The organism is Nocardia sp. NPDC004711, from assembly GCF_053601595.1.
Window position 1 is genome coordinate 1 of sequence record NZ_JBSGCB010000104.1, and the last position, 14,993, is coordinate 14,993.

The window sequence follows — 14,993 nt, forward strand, 5'->3', positions numbered from 1 at the left end:
CTGGCCCGGCCTTTTGGCTCAGCCCGGTTTGATCGAGCCCGTGTACAGCGATTCCAGCTCGAAGCGCGGCGACGGCCAGCACCTGGTTGACAGTGTAGACGCGGGCGTAATCTGATGGGGTTTCTGGCGCCCGTGGAGCGGAAGAACTCCTGGCAGCTGTCGGATGCTGCGGGTGTGGTGGAGCCGGACGGGTTGTAGCATCTCCTGAATTGGTCCCGATGGGACGCCGACGACGATCACCCGCGGTCGTATGTCATCGAGTCCTTGGCGTGCCCGGACGGAGTCCTGGCGGGGGACGAGACGGCCTCGAGGTCCCCGAGGTGCTCGACCACACAGTCGTCAGGTCGCATCCTCGCTGCAGGTGGTGCGTGGGTGACAAGTTATGGCAGGCAGCTCTCGAATGCTCATGCGAGCTTGTCGTGGGAGTGCTCTGTGGCCCAGGCCGCGATCTGGGCCCGGGAGGTGAATCCCAGTTTGGTGAGGATGTGCTCCACATGTCCCTGCGCCGTGCGCAACGAAATCACCAGCCGGGTAGCGATCGCCTTGTTGGTCAATCCCTCGGCGATCAGGTCGACCACTTCACGCTCACGTTTGGTCAGACTCGCCGATTCACCATCTCCTGGCGCGACGGCTTTCTGCTGCTCACCCAGCGCGAAGCCAACCGCCGCCTCGAAACTCATCGCGGCACCCTCACGGTGGGCCGATTCGTATCCTCGGCTGCCGAGTATGTCGCGGGTGCGGCGCTCACATTCCTCATGGTAGGTAAGCAGGAAATACCGCAGGAGGCCGGATCCGCCGCCGGTGTGAAAGAGCGCGTGCGCGGCGCCCAGCAACACGGCCGCGCGCCGGGCGTCGTGCTTCTCGGCCGTGATCCAGGCCAGGACCTCCAAACCGACCGCCGCGACGAGCGGATCGACTACCCGCCGTGCCAACCGGAGCGCTTCCGCCAACAGCCGCTGCGCCCGCTCACCATCACCCTGCCGCCAGACCGCGAACGCCATCGGCCGCAGTGCCGCCGACCGGAACACCGTCTCACCGTGAGAATCCGCCACAGTCAGCACTTCCTCAAGGCAAGCAATAGCGCTCGGCATATCCTCCCGCAATAGGTAGACCCAGCCGAGTGTGACCAGTGCCCTCAACCGGAATATGACCTCACTGGGGGCGCTGAACGCCTCGATGGCATCGTTGAAACGATCGGCCGCGCGAGCGAGATCGCCACTGCAGAAAGCGGTGTACGCGTCAGCGTGAGCGAGCCGGGCACCAATCGTGCGGTCGGCCGACTGCTCGGCAAGGGCGCGAAACTCGGCCAGACGCCCAGTTGCGGCGGGAAGGTCACCCAGAAACGCAGCGAACACAATGCTTGCGGAGAGAGCCGCGGCTCGGTCCGCCGCAGCCGTGTCGGATGCATTGGCAAGCAGGCGGTCACACCAGCGGCGCCCCTCGCTGAGCCGCCCACTCGCAATCCAGAAACTGTAGAGAGCGCCGGCGGTCCGTAGCCCGGCTGGGTCCAGCTCCGAAATGCTGAATTCCAGTGTCTTGCGCAGGTTCGGGAGTTCGCGGGTGATTCGGGCGATCCAGTCGAGCTGGCGCGGGCTGACCCAGTCCGCTTCCGCCTGCAGCGCCAGCCGCTCGTACCAGTCCCGGTGACGCCGTCGCAGTTGCGCGTCCTCGCCAGCCTCGGTGAGCTTCTGTATGCCGTACTCCTGTACGGTCTCCAGGAATCGGAAGCGGACTCCGCGTTCGGCTTCCTCGCGGATCAGGATGGACTTGTCGACCAGTGCGGACAACGCGTCCAGGAACTGCGGCCCGGTCAGGTCGGTACCGCAGACGTCTTCAGCGGCGTCGAGTTCGAAACTTCCGGCGAAGACCGACAGCCGCTCCCACAACCGCTGCTCGGCCGGTGTGCACAGGTCATAGCTCCAACCGATGCACCACGCCAGTGTTTGCTGCCGTGTCGGCGAATCCCGGCTACCGCGGGTCAGCAGGGTGAACCGATCCGTCAACCGCGCCAGGATCTGCTCAGTCGACATGGTGCGCAGCCGTGCGGCGGCCAGTTCGATCGCCAACGGCAACCCATCCAATCGGGCACAGATCCCGGCCACGCTGCTGCGGTTGTCTTCGTCCACATGGAAGCCCTGCACCGCCGCGGCGGCGCGTTCGGCGAACAACGTCACCGCGTCATAGCCGCCCGCACCCCGCACAGATGACTCAGTACTCACGTCCGGGAACCGCAGCGGTGGCACGGCCAGCACCGATTCCCCGCCGATGCCCAGGGCCTCGCGGCTGGTCGCCAGAATCCGCACCCGTGGGCACGCCCGCAGCAACGACTCGACCACTTTCGCGACCGCCTCGATCACCTGCTCGCAATTGTCCAGCACCACCAGCACCTCACGAGTCGACAGGAACTCCACCAGCACCTCGAGCAGCGGCCGACCGACCTGTGGCCGCACACCGAGGGTGGCGGCCACGACATCGACAACCAGCGACGGATCGCGCAGCTCGACCAGCTCGACCAGCCAGACACCGCCGCCGAAATCGCGCTGCAGCTTATGGGCGACCCGCAGCGCGAGCCGTGACTTACCGACCCCGCCGATTCCGGTCAGCGTCGCCAGGCACGAACTCGACAACAGGTTTTTGGCCTCGGCGACCTGAGTGCGCCTGTCCACAAAACTGGTCAACTCCAGCGGCAGGTTCCCCACAGCCCCACCCAGCCCGACACCGCTGTGGCCGACAATGCTGGTCTGCGCCACGGGCGCGGCCAGTACCCACTCGCCGCCCGGTTCGGTCCGCAGCGCCATCTGGTCGACGGCGAACCCGTGCGCGAGCTGCACCTGCTGCAGTTGCTCGCCGAGCACCGCGGCCGTGGGCCGGTTTCGCATGTCGCGGGACATCGCCGCCTCGATGAGCGCGCACACATCTTCGGGGACCCCACGCTCACGCAGGTCCGGAACCGGCTGGCTGGTGATCCGCAGAAACTGCGCCACCACCTGCTCACCGCTGCGGCGCTCGAACGCCGCGTGACCGGTGAGCGCGCAGAACAGGGTGGCGCCCAAACCGTACACATCCGAAGCGCGGGTGGGGGGATCCCCCTCGAGGATTTCCGGAGCCGTGAACGCCGGCGAGCCGGTGACCGTACCAGTCGCCGTCCGGAACCCTCCAGCCAGATGGGCGATACCGAAATCGGCCAACGCCGGCTCACCGTAGTCGGTGAGCAGAATGTTGCCCGGCTTGACATCGCGATGCAGGATCTCGGCGCGATGCGCTGCTTCCAACGCACCCGCCAGCTTCACCCCCAACCGCAGCACGTCCTCCACCGACAGCGGGCCATCCCGGCGGATCCGCGCCTCCAGCGAACCTTTGGATGATAAGGCATCACCAGGTAGGGCTGACCAGACTCGGTTTCCCCGACCTCGAGCACCCCGACAATATTCGGATGACCGGTCAACCGGCCCATCGCCCGCTGCTCGCGATAGAACCGCTCCCGATTCTCCTCCAGCTCGCAAGTCAGAACTTTCATCGCCACCATGCGGTCCAGCCCATGCTGGTCACAGCGGTACACCACCCCGAACCCACCCCGCCCGATCTCCTCGGCGTTCGCCAGCCCGGCAGCACGCAACTCCGTGACCACATCAACACCAAGGTCACGCTGCGTCTTGAAGAGATCAGAATCCGTCATCGGCCACTCGCAATACGCCGCTCAAACCCAACAAGAGAATACCCCGCCCTTCCGGCACCGGCCGTGTCGGCGCAGTGGCAATCCGCTGTGGCCAGGTTCCGGGCTGCCACAGGTACATCGGAGCCTCACGCTGCCAACGCCGGCATTTACCGTTTGTGTTGCTGAATCTGGGCGTTAACCAGCCCGTTACGGACCAGAACACGGTCTACCGTCGCGGCGACATCGGCCAGAACAATGCTGCGACGGGCGAGTTCGTGGCTTATTCGGCGCGCACCCCACCGGGTATGTTCAGGCCGGAGCTGGCAGATCAACGCCTTCACCTCTGCCGACAGCTGAGTCGGGCTTGATGCTGGCCGCCGGGAACGATCGGCCAGGCCGACCATTCCTTCCTGCTTGAACCGCCGACGCCAGGTATCCACCGACTGCCACGAGGTGCCATACCGAGCAGCGACCTCCCCGATCGGGCTGCCACCCAACACCTCACACCGCGCGATACCGATACTCCGCCAACGCCTGCTGATCCACGAACCACCGTCCGCTCGACACCGACAACGCCCGACACACCATCACCAGGTCGAGACGTCAAGCGTCGCTTGATAGCAGCAGGACGGTCAAGAATGTCCTTGAGCCGGTGCGGGGTGTCGAAGTCCGAGTGGGTGGGCCAGGTCGAGCACGCTTTCGTCGAGCCGCTGCAGGTGTCGCAGGATCTGGGCGGTGACCGCGGAGTCCGGGGCCGTGCGGCTGGGGAGGTCGCAAATGAGGGCAGTCAGGGGAGGACCACTGCGTAGTTCCTGTTGTGCGTCGCCACCGGTTCGCACGAAGTCGGTCAGTGTGGCCAGGTTGTCGTCCAGTCGTTGTCCCGCCTCGATCAACCGAGGGTCGGGGAGGGTGTGTGGGGCATCGGGCACCAGCTCCGCGGTAGCGGCTAGGCTGCGTGCGTGGAAGGCGCAGGTCTCGAGCATGCCCAGGAGGTAGAGAGCGCGGCTACGCCGGTCTCGGAGTGGGCTGGCTGGGTGGGTGAACGGTTGCGTCGTGGTGCGGAACGCATCGAGGGCGGTGTCCAGCTCCCGCGCGGCGTCGAGCGGGTGAGTGTGCGGTCCGCCGGTGAGCTGGGCCAGCGCCTGGGCGATCACGTTCCGCATCTGATGGAGCACCTGGGCGAGCTGCTGGTCCGTCCGGTACCCGCTGCGCGCTGGCAACACCAGCAGCGCCGCGATCAGCCCGCTCGCCGCACCGAGCGCGGTTAGTTCGATCCGCAGTACCAGCACGGCATCGCTGTAGGAACCCAGCAGACTGTAGAGCAGGCCGATCATCGCGGTGACGAACGACGACATCAACACATACGAGACCGACGCGGTGAAAAAGGTCCCGAAGAGACAGAGCATCGTTAGAGCGAAGGCCGCCCACATGTGGCCGGCGACCAGCGCCGCCAGGCCGATGCCGGGGATCACCCCGGCCATGGTCCCTGCCAGCCGGCGGTAGCCCTTGATGAGAATGTCGCCGACCGATGAGGTGTTGATGAAGACCACCCAGCAGGTGAGCAGCGCCCAGTACCAGTGCTCGGGGGAGAGCAGCTCGCCGCCGACGATGGCTATCGCCGAACCGACGGTGACCTGGAGTGCTGCTCGGGTGCTGGGCCGCGCCAAGCCGGTCGGCTCCGCGGTGGCGGCCTCATCGGTCTGCAGCGAGTGGTCCTCGGCCTCGAGTTCTTCGCGGGAGCGCGCGGTCTCGGGGCTCTGGTCACAATCGCCCTGGGAGGACAGGACGAGCTGCAGGCCTAGAAGTCCCCGGGTGAGCTCTCCCATGGCGCGATAGACCTCTCGCACGGTGCCGGTGGCGCTCTCGGGGAGGCACTGGTCGTTGCGGTAGCCGAGGAGGCGGTCACGGACCGTGGTAAGGCGGGTATCGCGCCCGGCGACTACCGAATGGGCCACCAGCAGGCGTAGGTTACGCAATTCCTGGGTCAGCCGTGCCGCGGCCGGGTCGGTGGGGCGGACCCAGTCGGCGTCGTTCCCGGGCGTTGGGGCGCTGCGCAGTACGGTCGGCAGATGCAGCGCCAAGGTGACGGCGTTGTCCGATTGCGGGCGCAGCACCCGCAGCCACGCGATGGCCAGGCGCTCGGCGGCGATCTCCGCCTCGGCGACGCGCCGCTGCACCAGGCTTGCGGTGCCCGGGTCCTCGATGCCCGTCTCGAGCCGGGACTGGATCATCAAGGCACACTGGTGCAGCCGAGCGCAGCGACGGTGAAGCGCGGCCGCTGCGCGGTCGGCGGCGGGGGTGCCGACCTGCACGCGCGCCACGTCGATCGTGGCGTCCACGACTGCCCCGAGCCGGGCCCGGAAGGCGCGCCGCAGTCGGCGTACGGTGCGCGCGGGTGTGACACGGACCAGACCTAACCGGACGAGGCCGGAGCACACAAGTGCGAGGATCACTAAGCCACACATGCTGGGCAACTGTTCGACCGTGGCACGAGCGAAGAGCGCGACGAAGAAAAGTTGGAAGGTGAACTCGCCCAGGCCGTTGCCGCGCGGCCCGTACCGCCGGACGTACACGCCGACCAGGATCAGCAGCAAGAAGACGGTGTCCGCAACAACGCGGTGCGGCGCCAGCAGCGTGCCCAGGGTCACGGCGAGGATACCGACCGGCAGCGCCCAGGCGAGAGTGATCGCCTGACCGCGCGGGAAGGGATCGCTGACCGCGTAGCCCGCAACCATGGCGATCAAGGCACCAACCACCATCATCCCTACCGATGTGCCGACCAGACCAAGGATAAGCAGGGTGAAGAGGACGCCGCCGACGGTGGTGAAGGTGCTGGACAGACGAATCAAGCCGGGATCGGAGGCACTGAACCGGTCCCAGAGGTCGCCCCACGCCCGTCGCGCAGCCTGGCCACAACGTCGCATGCGCGACGCACGGGCCACAAGTACGGCTTCGACAATAGGATTGTGATTCCGACGACGGTAGCCTTGCTCGCGGGGCTGAGCACCAGACCGTTCTGGGCGATGCGCTGCATCCCCAGCCCGGTGGTCGACACTGTCGGGCCGGGCAGGAACAGCCAGAAGTTCCGGAAGCCCGGCGCGGCAAAACGGACCCTGTGGCGGAGTGTGAGTTATCGATGGGGTGGAGGGATGGTCGTCACTGTCGGCCGCGCTGGTCACGACGAAGCGCCTCTTTCATTAGCCGGTTCGTGTTACATTCTCGGAATTCCCCACCAATTTTGAAAGATAATTGATGCAATAATTCTTATTCCGAACCGCGATGAGCTGGACACAGGATGGGATGGTGACCGACGGTGGGGGACCGTTGTATCGAGAGATATTCGGATCTATGCCGCCTGTTGGTATGTCCGGCGTGGTTTGCAGAGGCGCCCGGCGATGTGGTTGTACCGCCACCAGACAGCGTGCGGTGTAGCCGCTGTCGACCGGGATGCACACGCGTTGGATAGGCCGGGCCCTCCGGTCCGAAGCCAGCGGACTCACCACAGGCGCGACTTCGAGGGGCGGAGAGGCGCCCGAGAGCGATCCTAGCGGCGGCATTGCGATCTGCTTGCTCGCGATCAGCCTGCCTGTTGAGCCAGGCCCGATACAAGGGGGTACGTGTCAGGCCAGGTGCGACGGCGTTGACGCGGATTTTGCGCCGGCGTCTCGATCGTTCGGGATGAAATGTGAATCACTCCTCTTGCTTTGTAAGGCTTTTCGGTAATCAAAGGTCTGGCGCTACTCATGGTCGGCAGCCCGATACAGTGGCACTGTGGGAAATCCGGCCGCCATTGCCGGGTTGATTTCGGTTCGTCCCAGGGAACCCTGATGCCTAGTGGACTCATTCGATGGGGCGAACCACAGTAGCTGGAGGGCTCGTCTCGAAGAGCATTTTTGCCAGGCTGACAGAGTCGGCTACAAGCAAGCCGGTTTCACGTCGCACTGCTTCCGCTGCGACCGGAAAGCCTGCGCACTCGAACACCAGGGCTCCCACAGCAGCGTCGGCCTTCAACAGGGACGTTACTGCTGCCATCACATCGTTGATGAGCAGGTCTGCTGTGATAGTAGGAGCGGGTTCGGCGAGCCGACGCCACGTCTCCGAGTCTTCAATTCCCGCAACGGAAACAGGGATATCGCTTGATGACCATCCAGCGCCCGCGAAATGGTGCTCCGTAAGTTTCTCGGTTTCATAGGTGATGATGCCAACTTTTCGCCCAGCCGGCAGGGTACTGGCCACAATGGGCACCAGCATAAGACTTGAGAGGGCAACTGGGATCGAGACGGCAGCGGACACCGCGGCTTGAAACAAAGCCGTAAAGCCGCAATTCGCGGTAATTGCCGCAACCCCTTCACTTTCCAATTGGCGAGCGCAGCTGATGTAAGCGTTCTCGACCGATTTGTCGCCATCGACGACGTTTCGGGCCCATGCGCCGGGGACAGTCAAACGCTTGACCGGGAACTGAAACGTCTCCGGGGAGGCAAAAGTTCCCGGCATTTCGACCGACTTGTTTTCGAGTTGCAATACACCCAGCGTTTTTTCAATCATTCTGAATCACTTTCATCGGACCCGTTGACGTGCTAACTTCGCCGCCGTGCTCATGTACGACACCAACAACCACATTAGGAGGCAGCCCGCCACTGCTGGGGGCCATCGTCCAACCGATCAGGATCAGCATGGGCTTCTTCACTACCCGGAAAGCCTGCACGAGTGCCGTGGACTCGATGTGCCCTTCAGCGCGTAAGGCGGCGAACACCGGCGAATCCTCTACTCCCCACCGTAGATGCAGGCCGATCGATGCGAGTGGCGTTGCCGAGATGAATGGCGCTCGCAATCCCCACGACGTCAGTTCTTCCGGGCTTGCCATGGACGTCATCGCCGCGCAAACCAACGCGCCGACCGCGACAGCCCAAGGGCGCATGTTCGAGAGTGAAGATACTCTCCCCGGCGTACTCACCACCCGCGGCGAACGTCGTTCATGGAATTCTCCTAAGGTGCACGTTGACCGCCGGGGCGAACCAGTAATCACCGCGGATGGAATTTTTACAATCTCCGCCATGGCCCAATAGCGACGAGATGCACTCGCCCGAGCAGATCCGCGACCAGACGCACATAGAAACCCGGCTCCTGCATCAGCGCCACATCTTCGCCGGATGCACAACCATTCCTCCCAAGATGCTGAAACCTAAATCGGAACTAAGTGTATAGCGGCTACGCAAAGCGGCCTTTGCCGTTTTTGGAGGCTGGCGATCTAATCAAGGCATACCATCATCACGATCGCGAAGGCTGAATGCAACTCCTGCGCACTGGGCTCGTCTACTTCCGCGAGGTCGCCCCGCATCGGATCGATGCCGGAGCCGGCTGCCACCTGACCTGCCTTCGACGACGTGGGCGTTCCGCTCAGAGCTCGAACAGTTTTCGTGGCGCCTTCGTCAGCACCTCGGCACCCGACTGGGTGGTGCGGAACGTCTCGCTGATGACGTAGCCGAAGTCTTCCTCCAGCCAGTTGCCCAGCATCAGATGAAAGGTCATGTTCGGTTTCAGCTCCGTCATGTCGCCAACCTGCAGACTCACGGGTTCCGGCCAGTCGATGCCAATGGCATACCCGCAGCGCGACTCCTTCCTGAAGCCCATCTTCTCGATCGTGCGATAAAAGGCGCTCGCGACGTCGCTACATGTGTTGCCGGGGCGTGCCACATCCAGCGCGGCCTCGAGACCGGCGACTTCCGCATCATGCAGTCGGCGCAGACGCTCCGGCGCCGGGCCGATGGTGAAAGTGCGCATAATCGCGGCCATGTAATTGTAGCGATTGCCGCTGAGCTCGATATTGACCTGCGAACCCTTACGCAACTCGTCTTCGCTCCACACGATGTGGGCCGTTCCCGTGCGCGGGGACGTACAGATCAGGGGCGCGAACACACCGGTCGCGGGCTTGCCGCCCTGCGGGCCGCGCGCCTGCGCCGCCAAGATCTCTGCACCCAGGTCAGCTTCCCGGACGCCGGGCCGGATTACTTCTGCAGCGCGCATGATCGCGGCATCGGCGATCGCGGCAGCATCCCGCATGACTTCGATCTCGAGGTCGGACTTGAAGATCCGAACTCCGTCAACCAACTTTGTGCAATCTACGGCTTTCGGCAGCCTCGTCTTGAACTTCTCCGCCGATTGTTGCGTCATCATCCCCCAGACCATCCCGCCGCTGCCATCGAATTCTATGCCGACCCTGCGGTTCGCGAAACCCGTTTGATGAAGAAAATCGATCACGGCATCATAGCCATTCTTGTCGGGCTTGCCGACGTAATCGTCGGAGTAGCCGATGACATTTTTGGGCTCCAGGAATGTGAGGTGGATAAGGGCCGAAACATCGATGGCGCGCACGATGATCGTGGGCTCCTCCTTATCGGCCGTCACCACAAGGCCATGCAGCGAGTAGATCCGCGCGAAGTTTCCAGTGAGATAGGTGATATTTGACGAGCTGGTTACGACGAGGGCATCGATGTCACGTCGCGCCATTTCTGCTTTCACCGCGGCCAGACGGCGCAAGTACTCGATTCGCGGGAAGGCCTGCGGAGCCTTGCTGATCGACATGTGTGTTAACTCCTTAATGAATGGATTCTGGTCGGTCGATGCCCTCCTGCTGAAAGCCCTCGCGCAAACCGACTCGTGCAAAGAAACGGAACTGACATCCACATAACTTCCCTCTTCGGCGGCAAACGAAGGTCTGACGTCCGCGAAGGAGCTACGTGTCCCGGCTGGCGGCCAGCAGCCGCCGTGGTCATTCCGCACCATCGCCGTTCCTCAGCGAGAGGGCTGCAGGTCGGGGACCGGCGTGTCTGGGTCGACCCATCGGTCAACGATGCGCTGAAAGACGCCGAGCCCGATGGCCAATGCCTCCTCGTTGAAGTTGAATCGTGAACTATGGTGAGGAGCGCTCGTCTCGTTTCCGGCACCTACGATGGCGAAGGCGGAGGGCAAGCGCTCGCTGTAGAAAGCGAAATCCTCCCCTCCCATCAACGGCGGCAGTGACCTCACCGAGTCGGCTCCGACAATCGCTTCAGCGGCCGGGCGAACGAACTCGACGACACTACTGTGGTTGATCAGCGGCGGATTCACGCGTTGGTATGTAACCTCGGCCTTCGCATGGTGGGCGGCCGCAAACGCGGTGGCGAGTCCGACGAGTTCGGTTTCGAGCAGATCGCGGGTCTCCGGCGCAAATGCCCGCACGGTGCCACCCAACCGCGCCTCGCCCGGAATGGCGTTTTGCACATCTCCGGCATGCAACGAACCGACGGTCACCACTGCAGGCGACATCGGATCTACTCGCCGACTCACCAGCGTCTGCAACTGCGACACCAACCCCGCAGCAATCGTCAACGCGTCCGTTGTCTGATGGGGACGACCGGCGTGACCGCCTGAGCCTGTGATAGTGATGTCGAACCGATCATCACTGGCCAGGAATGGACCCTCGGTCAGCCCAATCACCCCGAACTCCACCTTGCTAAAGACGTGCAATGCCACCACGGCAGTCGCACCGTCCAATACACCGGCATCGATGATCTTCGGGGCACCACATTCCGCGGATTCCTCGGCAGGCTGGAACAACAGTCTGATCTCTCCACGCAACGTATCTCGACGGCGAGATAGCCACTTCGCAAGTCCCAGCAGCATCGCGGTGTTGCCATCGTGGCCGCAGGCGTGCATCACGCCCGGCCGGGTGGAGGCGTAGTTAACCTCATTCTCCTCCTGAATCGGCAGCGCATCGATGTCTGCCCTGAGCATCAGCACGGGGCCGGGCACCTCCCCCCGCACGCGCGCGACCGTCGCCGTGGAAAGCGGAGCATCATAGGGCAGCCCCCACTCATCGAGCAGCGACCGAATGAACGCAGTTGTCTCGTGCTCCTCCCAGCCCAGTTCAGGATGCGCATGAAGATGCCGCCGCCAGCCCCGCATCTCCTCAAACAAATCAGTACCCACGCCTTGCACCCCAATATTACTCATATTACTCCTCACTTCGGTTATACCGGCCACTCGAACAGTACCCGCGGAAACGCTGGACAGCGACTTCGCGTTCGCTGTTGGTGACTCGGATTGGATTGCCATGCGAAATAGCCAGCAAAGTGCCGATTCCAGCGTCGGACATCAAACGGAGGTACGTCGAAAACCGCCCCTTCACCAGCGACCACGTGTTGGCAATACGGCCGCAGCATTCCTCTGCACTGAATTCAGCCCAATCACCGGCTGCACAACTGTTCCTTCTAAGCTACCGAAGCCGGTATCGGGACTAATCGTACAGCGGCTAAGCAAAGCGACCGTTGCCGTTTGAGGAGACTTGCGATCTAATCAAGGCATACCGTCGTCACGATCGCGGAGGTCGAATGCAAATCCTGCCCACCGGGCTCGTCTACTTCCGCGAAGTCGCCCGCGCCGGATCAATGTCCGAGGCGGCCACCACGCTGACCGTTGCACAGTCAGCGATCAGCCGCCAGATCGCCAAGCTCGAGTCCACTATCGGGGTACCGCTGTTCGAACGGCATCCAAGGGGAATGACCCTGACCGACGCCGGAACTCGTCTGCTCGCCCACGTCCTGCGGAGCGAGGCCGAATCGACCACACTCGTCGATGACCTGAGGGCCGGCCGCGGCCTGCATACCCGCACAATTACCGTGGCCAGTTCGGAGGCATTCGGGCGCCAGCTCCTCCCCCGCGCGATCGCCACCTTCAGGCGCGACGAACCAGATGTGGCATTCCAGCTCGACATCGTCGGCAACGAGGAGGCGACGCGCCGCGTTCTCGACGGTGCCGCCGATGTCGCCGTCGCCACCACCACGAGGCCACAGCATGGCGTACGCGTAGAAGGCGCCGCGGTTGTGGCCATGTACGCGATTGTTCCGTTAGGGCACGAACTCGCGGAGCGTGAACACGTTGGGCTGGCTGAGTTATGCAAATATCCTCTCGCCATGCCCCCAGCCGAGGGGACCACGATCCGCAGCTTGATCGACGTCGGCATGCAGATCGAGAACACCACCTACCGCCCGGTGCTGTGGTGCGATGGACACACCTCCAATTACGAGTTCGTACGCCAAGGCGGCGGGGTCGCAGTCATCGGCGTGGTCGGCGACCCCACCCCCGAGGAAGGCATCGCCTACATCAAACTCGGTGGCGCTGTGGTCCGAAACCGTCAAGCCCAGGTGCAAACCATGGCTGGTCGGATGCTGCCGCTACCCATGATTCGGTTCACCACGCTACTTGTGTCGCTCTTACAGTGAAAACTGCGTCCGCCGGGCTGCGATGATCACCGGAGGTCGCACAAAGCCTCACCCGGAGGTCCGTTGCGACTCCTCGCGGCCTTGTCAACACAACATTGGCGGCAAACTGGTCCGGTTCCCGGAATGCGAGCGACGTCGATGCCGTGATCGGTGTCACTGTCAGATTTTCGTGCGGTGTCTCATCAAGCCGGCGGAGTTGAGCGGCCCGACCGAGGCGAGAACGCCGTCGGCGAGATTCATGTCCCTATCGCAGACAAACTGTCCCAGTGTTTGAGAACGGATGATGGCAGAACTTGGTGTGATTCCCGGTGACGGCATTGCCATCGAAGTGACCGCGAAGGCAGTACGTGCGTGTGCTCGATGCGGCGCTTCCAGGTGCGGAGAAGATCGAATATGACCCTCGGCGCGGCGCGATACCGTCGGACGGACGAGAGCCCGTCCGACTCGGCACTACATGGAGTCCGTGGTCACGACGCGATCCTGCTGGGTCCGATCGGCGATCCGTCGGTGCCGCCGGGTGCGCTGGAGCGCGATCTGCTGCAGAGGCTGCGTTGAGCTCGACCACTACGTCAACTTGCCCCCGAAGCTACTACCAGGACGTGCGCTCCGCGCTCGCAGGGGACCCGGCTCTCGGTAGCCATGATGCTCGACCACCACCTCGCGGGCGAGGTAGCGTTTAAGAGCCTGGTGACAAAGGGTTTGGTCGGTGATAGCCGGCACGGTGTGATGCGTTGAGCGGGAACATGTTCAGAGAATCCGGGCGATCAGCCCACGTACGTGGCGGGCTCCTGGTAATCGAGGTGTTGTCTACGCAACTCGGCAACCAGGAGCCCGCCTGTCTGTCTACACGCCCGCGGCCGAGAGCGCCAGTGGTTGCGCCTCACCGGGCTGCCGATGTCACGACCGCACGCTCTGCTACCCCTCCGATCTCACCGATGCCGAATGGCGGGTCCTCGAACGCGAGGCGCGGGCGGTGATGACCGAACTCGTCACCGTGTCGGGCCGGCCGATGGTCCACGACCTACGCGCGACGCTCAACGCGATCGGCTATGTTGCCCGCTATGGCATCGAGTGGCGGGCCCTGCCGGTCGATTTCCCTCCTCAGGCGGCGGTGTACGCGTTCTTCCTGCGCTGGTCGGCGCGTGGCCTGCCCGAACGGCTGGCCGGACGGCTCCGCGGCCGGATACGCGTCACCCTCGGGCGTGGCGAGTTGCCTACCGCCGGCAGCATCGATTCCCAGACCGTCCGCGCGGCCGAGACCGTCGCGGCCGGGGCGTGCGGCTACGACGCGGGCAAGAAGACCAAGGGCCAGAAACGGCATATCGCGGTCGACACCCTCGGGCTGCTGCTGACGGTGGTCGTCACCGCCGCCTCGGTGCAGGACCGTGATGGCGCCCACGGTCTGCTGGCGCGGCTGCGGGAGAAGTTCTCCACCATCACGCTGGTGTGGGCCGACGGCGGCTACGCCGGCCGTCTGGTGGTGTGGGCGGAATCGGTTCTGGCACTGTCGGTGTCGATAGTGAAACGCTCCGACGACGCACGAGGGTTCGTGGTGTTGCCGCGCCGGTGGGTGGTCGAGCGGTCCTTCGCGTGGCTGACCCGGTACCGGAGGCTGGTGCGGGTCTACGAGCGTGACCCCGCCCATCACGACGCGATGATCTGGTGGGCCACAGTGCATCACATGACCCGGCGACTGACCCGGGAACAGGCCGGGGAACCACCGGCCCGCCGGTGGGGCGACCCGCCGCCGCTGCCGGAGCTGACCAGTCCCGACACACGCGGGAAGGTGGTCGAGCTGATCACCGCGCAGCCGTGGCGGGCATGGAAAGGCGCCGAACTGGCCACAGTTCTCGGGATCGACAACGTCAACAGTTTCCGGGTCCGGCTGTCGCAGTGGTCGCATCAGGGCCACATCAGAAAGATCGGACCAGCCCTCTACGGGCCGGTCCTGGCCGCCGCTTAACCCTTTGTCACCAGGCACTAAGCTTGGTCTTTAACCTCCGGCTCGGTTGCGTTGGTAGAGGGTTGTGAGTCGTTTGACGGTTTTGCCGACGTCGTAGTGGATGGCGCGGTGACGG

Annotated in this window: 7 protein-coding genes and 3 pseudogenes; 3 read left to right on the forward strand and 7 right to left on the reverse strand. The window is 64.0% G+C overall.

Translation table 11 applies throughout. The annotated features are described in order from the left end of the window. Positions 1–404 precede the first annotated feature (404 nt). The 7 genes and pseudogenes from ACWEKS_RS46615 to ACWEKS_RS46645 form a co-directional block, all read right to left on the reverse strand. Positions 405–3,676: pseudogene (locus ACWEKS_RS46615) on the reverse strand (protein kinase domain-containing protein). Positions 3,677–3,822: 146 nt separating this feature from the next. Beyond that, entirely contained in the window at positions 3,823–4,155 is a 333-nt protein-coding gene (locus ACWEKS_RS46620) for a helix-turn-helix domain-containing protein (protein WP_452346120.1), read from the reverse strand. 132 nt (positions 4,156–4,287) lie between these two features. After that, on the reverse strand, positions 4,288–6,504 hold the full coding sequence (locus tag ACWEKS_RS46625; RefSeq protein ID WP_452346121.1) for an FUSC family protein: 2,217 nt from the start codon (positions 6,502–6,504) through the stop codon (positions 4,288–4,290). A gap of 991 nt (positions 6,505–7,495) precedes the next feature. Further along, entirely contained in the window at positions 7,496–8,200 is a 705-nt protein-coding gene (locus ACWEKS_RS46630; protein WP_452346122.1) for a hypothetical protein, read from the reverse strand. Further along, on the reverse strand, positions 8,193–8,519 hold the full coding sequence (locus ACWEKS_RS46635) for a hypothetical protein (RefSeq protein ID WP_452346123.1): 327 nt from the start codon (positions 8,517–8,519) through the stop codon (positions 8,193–8,195). The genes ACWEKS_RS46630 and ACWEKS_RS46635 overlap by 8 nt, the downstream gene beginning before the upstream one ends. A gap of 533 nt (positions 8,520–9,052) precedes the next feature. After that, entirely contained in the window at positions 9,053–10,237 is a 1,185-nt protein-coding gene (locus tag ACWEKS_RS46640; RefSeq protein ID WP_452346124.1) for a M24 family metallopeptidase, read from the reverse strand. 210 nt (positions 10,238–10,447) lie between these two features. After that, the gene (locus ACWEKS_RS46645; RefSeq protein WP_452346125.1) at positions 10,448–11,647 is read right to left on the reverse strand and encodes a M20 metallopeptidase family protein; all 1,200 of its coding nucleotides are present in this window, start codon (positions 11,645–11,647) and stop codon (positions 10,448–10,450) included. A 377-nt stretch (positions 11,648–12,024) separates the two neighbouring features. Between ACWEKS_RS46645 and ACWEKS_RS46650 the strand changes: the two genes are divergently transcribed. The 3 genes and pseudogenes from ACWEKS_RS46650 to ACWEKS_RS46660 form a co-directional block, all read left to right on the forward strand. After that, positions 12,025–12,915 (forward strand): LysR family transcriptional regulator, encoded by an 891-nt coding sequence (locus ACWEKS_RS46650; protein WP_452346126.1) that lies wholly within the window; start codon positions 12,025–12,027, stop codon positions 12,913–12,915. 283 nt (positions 12,916–13,198) lie between these two features. Beyond that, positions 13,199–13,547: pseudogene (locus ACWEKS_RS46655) on the forward strand (isocitrate/isopropylmalate family dehydrogenase); the annotation flags it as partial. Positions 13,548–13,831: 284 nt separating this feature from the next. Beyond that, positions 13,832–14,617: pseudogene (locus ACWEKS_RS46660) on the forward strand (IS5 family transposase); the annotation flags it as partial. Between the last annotated feature and the right edge of the window lie 376 nt (positions 14,618–14,993).